The sequence below is a fragment of the Streptomyces sp. NPDC127190 genome, from assembly GCF_042672505.1.
Lineage (GTDB): Bacteria > Actinomycetota > Actinomycetes > Streptomycetales > Streptomycetaceae > Streptomyces.
The window spans coordinates 223,753-232,759 of the sequence record NZ_JBHXVE010000006.1 but is presented as its reverse complement, the minus strand read 5'-3'; the positions used below and the strand labels follow the sequence as shown (position 1 = coordinate 232,759).

Annotated in this window: 8 protein-coding genes and 1 pseudogene; 5 read left to right on the top strand and 4 right to left on the bottom strand. The window is 73.4% G+C overall.

Annotated elements, in window-relative coordinates; genetic code table 11:
* Positions 1-94: 94 nt before the first annotated feature.
* Positions 95-424, bottom strand: a pseudogene (locus tag ACFVIU_RS12945) (MarR family winged helix-turn-helix transcriptional regulator); the annotation flags it as partial.
* An 85-nt stretch (positions 425-509) separates the two neighbouring features.
* Here ACFVIU_RS12945 and ACFVIU_RS12940 point away from each other — a divergent pair.
* Positions 510-1,991, top strand: coding sequence for an MFS transporter (locus ACFVIU_RS12940; RefSeq protein WP_385842400.1), 1,482 nt, complete (start codon positions 510-512; stop codon positions 1,989-1,991).
* 99 nt (positions 1,992-2,090) lie between these two features.
* Positions 2,091-2,375: a DUF6332 family protein gene (locus ACFVIU_RS12935; RefSeq protein WP_385842399.1), complete on the top strand. Its 285-nt coding sequence runs from the start codon at positions 2,091-2,093 to the stop codon at positions 2,373-2,375.
* 121 nt (positions 2,376-2,496) lie between these two features.
* On the opposite strand, the gene ACFVIU_RS12930 is transcribed toward ACFVIU_RS12935, so the two are convergent.
* Complete coding sequence (locus ACFVIU_RS12930) at positions 2,497-3,183, bottom strand: TetR/AcrR family transcriptional regulator (protein ID WP_385842398.1); 687 nt, start codon at positions 3,181-3,183, stop codon at positions 2,497-2,499.
* Between the two features lie 126 nt (positions 3,184-3,309).
* Here ACFVIU_RS12930 and ACFVIU_RS12925 point away from each other — a divergent pair, with 126 nt between their 5' ends.
* Positions 3,310-3,765: a nitroreductase/quinone reductase family protein gene (locus ACFVIU_RS12925; RefSeq protein WP_385842397.1), complete on the top strand. Its 456-nt coding sequence runs from the start codon at positions 3,310-3,312 to the stop codon at positions 3,763-3,765.
* 82 nt (positions 3,766-3,847) lie between these two features.
* Here ACFVIU_RS12925 and ACFVIU_RS12920 read toward each other — a convergent pair whose 3' ends face one another.
* Positions 3,848-5,101, bottom strand: a complete 1,254-nt coding sequence (locus tag ACFVIU_RS12920) for a geranylgeranyl reductase family protein (protein ID WP_385842396.1) — start codon at positions 5,099-5,101, stop codon at positions 3,848-3,850.
* A 130-nt stretch (positions 5,102-5,231) separates the two neighbouring features.
* Between ACFVIU_RS12920 and ACFVIU_RS12915 the strand changes: the two genes are divergently transcribed.
* Entirely contained in the window at positions 5,232-6,587 is a 1,356-nt protein-coding gene (locus ACFVIU_RS12915; protein ID WP_385842395.1) for a dipeptidase, read from the top strand.
* 568 nt (positions 6,588-7,155) lie between these two features.
* On the top strand, positions 7,156-7,857 hold the full coding sequence (locus ACFVIU_RS12910) for an MBL fold metallo-hydrolase (RefSeq protein WP_385842394.1): 702 nt from the start codon (positions 7,156-7,158) through the stop codon (positions 7,855-7,857).
* Between the two features lie 17 nt (positions 7,858-7,874).
* Here ACFVIU_RS12910 and ACFVIU_RS12905 read toward each other — a convergent pair whose 3' ends face one another.
* Positions 7,875-8,918 (bottom strand): NUDIX domain-containing protein, encoded by a 1,044-nt coding sequence (locus ACFVIU_RS12905; RefSeq protein ID WP_385842393.1) that lies wholly within the window; start codon positions 8,916-8,918, stop codon positions 7,875-7,877.
* Positions 8,919-9,007: the final 89 nt, after the last annotated feature.

The following is a 9,007-nucleotide window of genomic DNA, read 5'->3' as shown; positions in this document are numbered from 1 at the left end:
CGGGGGGGGGGCCGCCCCCGCCGGGAGGGGGGGGGCGGCCCGGCGGGGGGCCCCCCCCGGGGCGCCCCGCGGCCGCCCGGCGCCGGCCCCCCCCGCGCCCTTTCGCCGTGAGGGCGACCCGGACGCCCCGCCGGTCCTCCGCGCACATGCCCCGCTCGACCAGGCCGTCCTTCTCCAGCCGGCCGATGAGCCGGGACAGCGCGCTCTGACTGAGATGGACGCGCTCGGAGATCTCCTGCACCCGGTAGGCGCAGCCGCCGTCCGCCGCCGCACCCTCGGCCAGCAGGTCGAGCACCTCGAAGTCGCTGGCGCACAGACCGTGCTGGTGCAGCGCCCGGTCCACCTCGCACTGGGTGCGGGCATGCAGGGACAGAAGGTCCCGCCACTGCTCCACAAGCGCCTGCTCAGGCTTCTTAGCCGCCATGAGCGCACCGTAGCAGAAAAACGATTTTGTTGCATCGGCATTAAATGCATTTGCATTCGATGCACGTGCATGTAGTGTCTCGGCCATGACCTCTCCGCTCACCCCCACCCCGTCCGACGGCCGCTGGACGCCTCGGCTCTGGGGCACCCTGCTGGTGCTGTGCGCCGCGATGTTCCTGGACGCGCTGGATGTGTCGATGGTCGGTGTCGCCCTGCCGTCCATCGGTTCCGACCTGCATCTGTCCACTTCGACATTGCAGTGGATCGTCAGCGGCTACATCCTGGGCTACGGCGGTCTGCTGCTGCTCGGCGGCCGTACCGCCGATCTGCTGGGCCGGCGCCAGGTGTTCCTCGTCGCGCTCGGCGTCTTCGCGCTCGCCTCGCTGCTCGGCGGGGTCGTGGACTCCGGGCCGCTGCTGATCGCCAGCCGCTTCATCAAGGGTCTGAGCGCGGCCTTCACGGCACCGGCGGGCCTGTCGATCATCACCACGACGTTCCCCGAGGGCCCGCTGCGCAACCGCGCCCTGTCGATCTACACCACCTGCGCGGCCACCGGCTTCTCGATGGGCCTGGTCCTCTCCGGCCTGCTCACCGAGGCCAGCTGGCGCTTCACCATGCTGCTGCCGGCGCCGGTCGCACTGATCGCCCTCGCCGCGGGACTGCGGCTGCTGCCGCGCAGCGCCCGCGAGGAGCGGCACGCCGGCTACGACATCCCGGGCGCCGTCCTCGGCACCGCGTCGATGCTGCTCCTGGTCTTCACCGTCGTGCAGGCTCCGGACACCGGCTGGACCACGCCCCGCACCCTGCTGTCCTTCCTGGCCGTGGTGGTGCTGCTGACCGCGTTCGTGCGGGTGGAACGGCGCTCGCCGAGCCCGCTGATCCGGCTGGGCGTGCTGCGCTCGGGCAGCCAGCTGCGGGCCCAGCTGGGCGCGGTCGCCTTCTTCGGGTCGTACGTCGGCTTCCAGTTCCTGACCACCCTCTACATGCAGTCCCTGCTCGGCTGGTCGGCGCTGCACACGGCGCTCGCCTTCCTGCCGGCGGGCGCGCTGGTGGCGGTGTCCTCCACCAAGGTCGGCGCGATCGTCGACCGGTTCGGCACCCCGCGGCTGATCGCGGCCGGCTTCGCGTTCATGGTCCTCGGGTACGCGCTGTTCCTCCGCGTCGACCTGCACCCGGTGTACGCGGCGGCCGTGCTGCCCTCCATGCTCCTGATCGGCGCGGCCTGCGCGCTGGTCTTCCCCTCGCTCAACATCCAGGCCACCAACGGCGTCGAGGACCATGAGCAGGGCATGGTCTCCGGACTGCTCAACACCTCCGTACAGGTGGGCGGCGCGATCTTCCTGGCGGTGGTGACGGCCGTGGTGACCGCGCACGCCCCGGCGCACCCCACCCCGCAGGCCGTCCTCGACAGCTACCGTCCCGGCTTCGCCGTGGTCGCCTGCGTCGCCCTGGCCGGGCTGCTGCTCACCCTCACCGGGATGCGCAGCCGTCGTACCCAGCCCTCCCTCGTGGTCGCCCGGTCCGCCGCGGCACAGACGGAGGCGGAGCGGGTGGCGGTGCACGACTGAGCCGTCCCCGACGACAGCCCGACAGCGCGCCCGGCGGCGGCAGTTGCCCGCCCGGGCGCGCCCGCGTATCGGCGGCGGGCGCTGGGGCACACTGGGGTCATGGACACCTACGGGGGACGCCGCACCGCGGCCGAGCGGGACGCGGCGACGGTCGAGATCGGGTACGCGCTGGCCAGCGCCGCGTTCGCGGCGTTCGTGGTACTGGGGGCCGTGGCCGGCCCGGTGCTGCTGTTCGACCTGCCGAAGCCGATGGCCCTGGTGCTGCCGCGGCTCGGGCTGTTTCTGGCGCTGGCCGTGTTCGTGGTGCGGGTGGTGAGTGTGCTGTGGCGCTTCCGCCGGGCGGCTCAGCCCGGCCGGCCGGGGCGCACCAACCCGGACTCGTAGGCGAGGACCGCGAGTGGGGCGCGGTCCTCCCGCTCCCGCTCACGGGTACTCGCCAAGGAGTACGGCGACGATCGGCCGCCGGGCCAGCGCGGCACCACGCGTCAGCGCAGCGCCCCACGCGTCAGCGCAGCCCCACGCCGTGGGCGAGCCCCGCCGCCGCGTGACGGAAGAAGGCGGCCCGGTCCTCGACCACGTTGTGGAACTGGCCGAACAGCTCGAAGCTCACCAGCCCGAACAGCTGTGCCCAGGCCGCCACCAGCGCCGCGGCGGCCTCCGGAGGCAGGTCCGGGACGAGGTCCGCCGCCATCCGCTCGGCCTCGGGGCGCAGCCCGTCGGACAGGCTCAGCTCGGCGAGGCCGGAACTCCGGTGGGCGTCCCGCACGATGCCGATGAGGACCAGGCCGACCCGGGAGGCGGCCGGGACGGTGGTCTCGGGGGCGGCATAGCCGGGCACGGGCGAGCCGTAGATCAGCGCGTACTCGTGCGGATGGGCCAGTGCCCAGCCGCGCACCGCCTCGCACACCGCGGTCCAGCGGGCCACCGCAGGGGCGTCGCTCGCGGCGCGCAGAGCCTTCTCCGCCGCCTCGCCGAGGGAGTCGTAGGCGTCGATGATCAGGGCGGTCAGCAGGTCGTCGCGGCTGGGGAAGTAGCGGTACAGGGCCGACGAGACCATGCCCAGCTCGCGGGCCACGGCACGCAGTGACAGCTTCGCCGCCCCCTGTGCGGCGAGCTGTCTGCGGGCCTCTTCCTTGATGGCCGCGGTGACTTCCGACCTGACCCGTGCGCGGGCGCCCTGTGCGGTGCTCATGCCAGCAGTGTGCCACGAACGAGAGCGGTGCACACAAAAGAGAGCACTGCTCTTGCTTCGGAGCACCGATCTGCTCCAGACTGAGGGCAAGCGAGAGCACCGCTCTCCCGGACCGTGGGGGTCACCATGTCGTCGTCTTCGCCGTACTACCTCAAGGGCAGCCCGATGACCGTCCGCCTGAACAGCGTGATCGGCTGGCTGGCCCGGCACGGGCTCAGCCTCGCCGGCTCCGCGGAACTGTCCGTGCGGGGCCGGACGAGCGGCCGGATGCAGCGCATCCCGGTCAACCCGCACACGTACGAGGGCGGGCAGTATCTGGTTTCGGCGCGCGGGCACTCGCAGTGGGTTCGGAACATGCGGGCCGCCGGGGGCGGGGAGCTGCGCGTCGGCCGCGGGGTGCGCGCGTTCACCGCGGTGGAGCTGCCCGACGCGGAGAAGGTGCCGGTGCTGCGGACCTACCTGGAGCGGTGGGGCTGGCAGGTCAAGGACTACTTCAACGGGGTGACGGCCGCGTCCTCCGATGCGGAGCTGCTCGCGGCCGCCCCCGATCACCCGGTGTTCCGCATCACCGTCACCCGGTGAGGCGTCCGCCGGCCCGGCCGACGGACGCCCCCTCGGGACTCCGGCGCGGCAGGGATGTGCCCCCGGCGCGCCGGCCCGCTCCTCAGGAGGCGGACGCGTCCTCCGCCTCCGCCTCCACCGGAGCCGACGGGCCCCGGTCCAGCGCGGTCAGGGCGCGCTGGGCGATCGGGCGGGTGCGGACGATCTCGCCGAGCGAGGTCGAGCCCTGGGTGATGTCACGGAAGGCCCGCCAGGCCGGGCGGAAGCCGGTGAGGGCCGCGTGGAAGAGGCCGGGGCGCCGCTCGAACAGGGCCAGCATCCGCTTGCCGACACTCATCTCGACGCCGAGCCCGGCCTTGATCGCGAACGCGTAGTTCAGGGCCTGGCGGCGGGTGTCGACGCCGTCGTGCGCCTCGGCGATGCGGACCGCCCACTCCCCCGCCAGCCGGCCCGAGCGCAGCGCGAAGGAGATACCCTCGCGGGTCCACGGCTCCAGCAGTCCCGCCGCGTCGCCGCAGACCAGGACCCGGCCGCGGGAGAGCGGGGAGTCGTCGGCACGGCAGCGGGTGAGGTGCCCGGAGGAGATGGCGGGCTCGAAGCCGGCCAGCCCCAGCCGGGCGATGAAGTCCTCCAAGTACCGCTTGGTGGCCGCGCCTTCGCCGCGCGCGGAGATCACTCCCACGGTGAGCGTGTCGCCCTTGGGGAACACCCAGCCGTAACTGCCCGGCAGCGGGCCCCAGTCGATGAGCACCCGCCCCTTCCAGTCCTCGGCGACCGGCTCGGGGACCGGGATCTCCGCCTCCAGGCCGAGGTCGACCTGGTCGAGCTTGACCCCGACATGGGCCCCTATCCGGCTGGCGCTGCCGTCGGCACCGACGACCGCGCGGGCCAGCACCGTCTCCCCGCCCTGGAGGACCACGGCGACCGTGCGCCGGTCCGGCACCGCCGACCCGTGCTGCTCGACCCGCTGCACGGTGGCGCCCGTACGCAGCTCGGCGCCCGCCTTCTGGGCGTGCTCGACCAGCTGCTGGTCGAACTCGGGCCGGTTGATCAGCCCGAACAGCATCTGCTTGGAGCGGCGGGTGCGGGTGAAGCGGCCGTTGTTCGAGAAGGTGACCGCGTGCACCCGGTCCCGGAACGGCAGCTCGAAGCCGGGCGGCAGCGCGTCGCGCGAGGGGCCGATGATGCCGCCGCCGCAGGTCTTGTAGCGGGGCAACTCGGCCTTCTCCAGCAACAGGACGCGGCGCCCCGCGACCGCCGCCGCGTAGGCCGCCGAGGCCCCCGCGGGTCCCGCGCCCACCACGACGACGTCCCAGACCTGCTGCACGTCGTCCGCCGAAGAGTTCTCGCCGCTCACGATGGTCTACTGCTCCGATCAAGCCGCTGCCGAAGTGTCCCCCGCATCCTACGGCGGCCGTCGTCGCAGGCCACTGTGGGAGGATCGGGTTACTCACCAGGTAAACGTCGCACCCACGAGGAGCGTGCCCATGTCGTCGAATCCGGTCGCCGAGACCGTCGCCTCGCTGCTGCCCCGGGCCAAAGCGGAGCTGGGCGAGCTGGTCGCTTTCAAGTCGGTGGCGGACTTCACGCTGTTCCCGAGGAGCGAGAGCGAGGCCGCCGCCAACTGGATCGCGGACGCGCTGCGCGCCGAGGGCTGCACCGACGTGGCCCTGCTCGACACGCCCGACGGCACCCAGTCGGTGTACGGCTATCTGCCGGGACCCGAGGGCGCAAAAACGGTTCTTCTGTATGCCCACTACGACGTGCAGCCGCCGCTGGACGAGAGCGGCTGGACCACTCCGCCGTTCGAGCTGACCGAGCGGGACGGCCGCTGGTACGGCCGTGGCACCGCCGACTGCAAGGGCGGCTTCATCATGCACCTGCTCGCGCTGCGCGCCCTGAAGGCGAACGGCGGAGTCCCGGTGAACGTGAAGCTGATCATCGAGGGCTCGGAGGAGCAGGGCACGGGCGGCCTGGAGCGGTACGCCGAGCAGCACCCGGAGCTGCTGGCGGCCGACTCGATCGTGATCGGCGACGCGGGCAACTTCCGCGTCGGTCTGCCGACGGTCACCACCACCCTGCGCGGCATGACCCTGGTCCGGGTCCGGATCGACACCCTCGCGGGCAACCTGCACTCGGGCCAGTTCGGCGGTGCCGCGCCGGACGCGCTGGCCGCGCTGATCCGGGTCCTGGACTCGCTGCGCGCCGAGGACGGCTCCACCACGGTCGACGGGCTCGGGGCGGCGGAGACCTGGGAGGGCCTGGAGTACACCGAGGAGCAGTTCCGCGCGGACGCGAAGGTGCTGGACGGCGTGGAGCTGATCGGTGACGGCTCGGTCGCCGACCGCATCTGGGCCCGCCCCGCGGTCACCGTCCTCGGCATCGACTGCCCGCCGGTCGTCGGCGCCACCCCGTCCGTGCAGGCCAGCGCCCGCGCGCTGATCAGCCTGCGGGTGCCGCCGGGCGTGGACGCGGCGCAGGCGAGCAAGCTGCTCCAGGCCCACCTCGAGACGCACACCCCGTGGGGTGCCCGGGTCACCACCGAGCAGATCGGCGAGGGCCAGGCCTTCCGCGCCGACCCCTCCAGCCCGGCCTACCAGGCGATGGCCGACGCGATGGCGGTCGCCTACCCGGGCGAGACCCTCCAGTACGCCGGTCAGGGCGGCTCCATCCCGCTGTGCAGCACCCTCTCCGGGCTCTACCCGGAGGCGGAGATCCTGCTCATCGGCCTGAACGAGCCGGAGGCACAGATCCACGCGGTCAACGAGAGCGTGTCCCCGGAGGAGCTGGAGCGGCTGTCGATCGCCGAGGCCCTGTTCCTGCGCAACTACGCGGCGGGCTGAGGCGATTGCCGCCGGCCGGCACGGTGGTGACGGGCGGTGAGCTGAGGCGGTCTGCCGTCGGCAGGGTGGTGACCGCGCGGTGGGCTGAAGCCACCTGCTGACGGCATCCTGGCGACCGCGCGGTGCCAGCGGCGTGGGCTGATGCCTTCGGCCGACGGGGGTACGACGACAGCGGGGTGAGCCGACGCCATCTGGTGACGGCATTCCGGCGACCACGCCAGGCGCTCATGCCAACTGCCGACGGCTGCCCGGCGACAGCAGCATGGGCTCGCGCCCTCCACCTGCGGGCTGTCCGGCGACACTGGCGTCAGCCGAGGCCGGTCGGGGACAGCGGCGCGGGCTGACCCCATGTTCCGACGGCTCCCCGGCGACCCCGCCACACGCTGACGCCATGTGCCGACAGCTGCCCGGGGAGCACGACCCCCGCTGGCACCCTCCGCCGCTGGGTTCCCAAGCACTCGCGCCATCTGCCGACGGCATTCCCGCCAGCCCCCTCCACGCGCTGACGTCTTCTGCCCACGGCAGAGCGCTCTCGTGCTCCGGTGGGGGCGCTGCCTACCGTCGGTGCATGGACGTCATCGCGCTGTTGCCGCATCTGCACCTGTTCCGCTTCCCGGTCGGTCAGGCCTATCTCTGGTCCGACGGCGAGGAGTCGACGCTGATCGACGCGGGGCCGGTCGGGTCCGGGCGGGTCATCGCCGAAGCGCTCACGGCGCTGGGGCGCGCCCCCGGGGCCGTACGGCGGATCGTGCTGACCCATTTTCATGAGGATCACGCGGGCGGGGCGGGCGAGTTCGCCGCGCTGAGCGGTGCCGAGGTACTGGCGCATCCCCTGGACGCACCGTTCGTCCGGGGTGAACTCGCGGGCCCGCCACCGAGGTTGGTGGAGTGGGAGCGGCCGCTGCACGCCGCGGCGCTCGCCGCCCTGCCCGAGGATCGGCCGGTGCCCCCGCGCGCGGTCACCGGTGTCCCCGACGGCGCGGTGCTGGATTTCGGCGGGGGTGCGCGGGTCGTCCATGTGCCGGGACACACCGACGGCAGCATCGCCCTGTTCCTTCCTGATCAGGGCGTGCTGTTCACCGGGGACACGGTGGCGGCGTCGCCGGTGGACGGCACGGTGATCCCGGGGGTGTTCAACCTCGACCGCCCTCGCCTGCTCGATTCGCTGGGGCGGCTGGCCGGGCTGGACGCGGACGTGGCGTGCTTCGGGCACGGGGACCCGGTCGTGGGGGACGCCGCCGCCGCGCTGCGCGGGGCGGCCGCCGGCTGAATCCCGGTCAGCGGGCCTCAGCCGACCGGTACCCCGGCCTCCAGATAGAGCGCGGTGCCGCGCTCGCGGGCGCGCAGGGCCCAGCGCAGCCGTTCGTACCGCACCGGCGGCAGCATCTCGGCGGCCTCCTGCTCGCTGGCGAAGCGCCAGCCGCGCAGCTCCGGCCCCGGCAGCAGCACCCGGGACGCCGCATCGGCCGCCAGCCGGCCGCCGTCGAAGAGCAGCCGCAGCCCGCCGAAGCCGGGTGGCGCGGGCCGCTCCCAGTCCACGACGAGGAGCCGGGGCACCTCGGCGAGCCGTATCCCGGTCTCCTCGGCCACCTCGCGCATCCCGGCGCGGGCCGGGGCCTCGCCCGGTTCGACCACTCCGCCGGGGAACTCCCAGCCGGGCTTGTAGGTGGGGTCGACCAGCAGCACCCGGTCCTGTTCGTCGAAGAGCAGCACCCCCGCGGCGAGCGTCTCCGCGGTCGGCTCGGGCGTCTGCACGATGTCGCAGGCGGGTACGGCGCCGCTGCCCACGGCGTCGGCGATGCGCACGGCGGTCTCGTACGGGGTGAGCTCGCTGGTGTCGAGGAGGTGGGCGTCGGCGGTCAGCCAGGAGGCGAGGGCGGCGCGGTAGGGCTCGAGGTGGTCGTAGGCCCACTGGCGGGTCCGCAGCTCGCCGTCGGGCAGGTCCGGCGGGACGTCCCGGGTGGCTATCCGCTCGCGCAGGATCGTTTCCGCCGGGGCGAGGAGCAGATGGTGCACGGGGATCCTGCGGGCGGCCAGGCCGCCGAAGATCTCGTCGCGGTACTCCTGGCGCAGCAGGGTCATGGGGACCACGAGGGTGCCGCCCAGCTCGGCGAGCATCGCGGCCGCCGTGTCCACCACGAGCCGGCGCCAGATCGGCAGGTCCTGGAAGTCGCCGGCCTCGGCGAGATGCTTCGGCGGCAGCAGGTGGGGCAGCGCCGCCCCGACGACCTCGGGGTCGAAGAGCGTGCTGTGCGGGACCAGCTCGATCAGTTCCCGTGCGGTCGCGGTCTTCCCCGCACCGAACGCGCCGTTGATCCAGACGACGGTCACGGACTCCCCCTCCTGTGTCGGCCCCCTGTGGCTTGCCCGCAACACCCTGCCACGGAAACCCCCTCCCGGTGAGGGCGCCCGCACAGGAG

Coding starts and splice junctions, on each gene's coding strand:
- ACFVIU_RS12940 (WP_385842400.1), top strand. CDS start 510: ATGACCTCTCCGCTCACCCCCACCCCGTCCGACGGCCGCTGGACGCCT.
- ACFVIU_RS12935 (WP_385842399.1), top strand. CDS start 2,091: ATGGACACCTACGGGGGACGCCGCACCGCGGCCGAGCGGGACGCGGCG.
- ACFVIU_RS12930 (WP_385842398.1), bottom strand. CDS start 3,183: ATGAGCACCGCACAGGGCGCCCGCGCACGGGTCAGGTCGGAAGTCACC.
- ACFVIU_RS12925 (WP_385842397.1), top strand. CDS start 3,310: ATGTCGTCGTCTTCGCCGTACTACCTCAAGGGCAGCCCGATGACCGTC.
- ACFVIU_RS12915 (WP_385842395.1), top strand. CDS start 5,232: ATGTCGTCGAATCCGGTCGCCGAGACCGTCGCCTCGCTGCTGCCCCGG.
- ACFVIU_RS12910 (WP_385842394.1), top strand. CDS start 7,156: ATGGACGTCATCGCGCTGTTGCCGCATCTGCACCTGTTCCGCTTCCCG.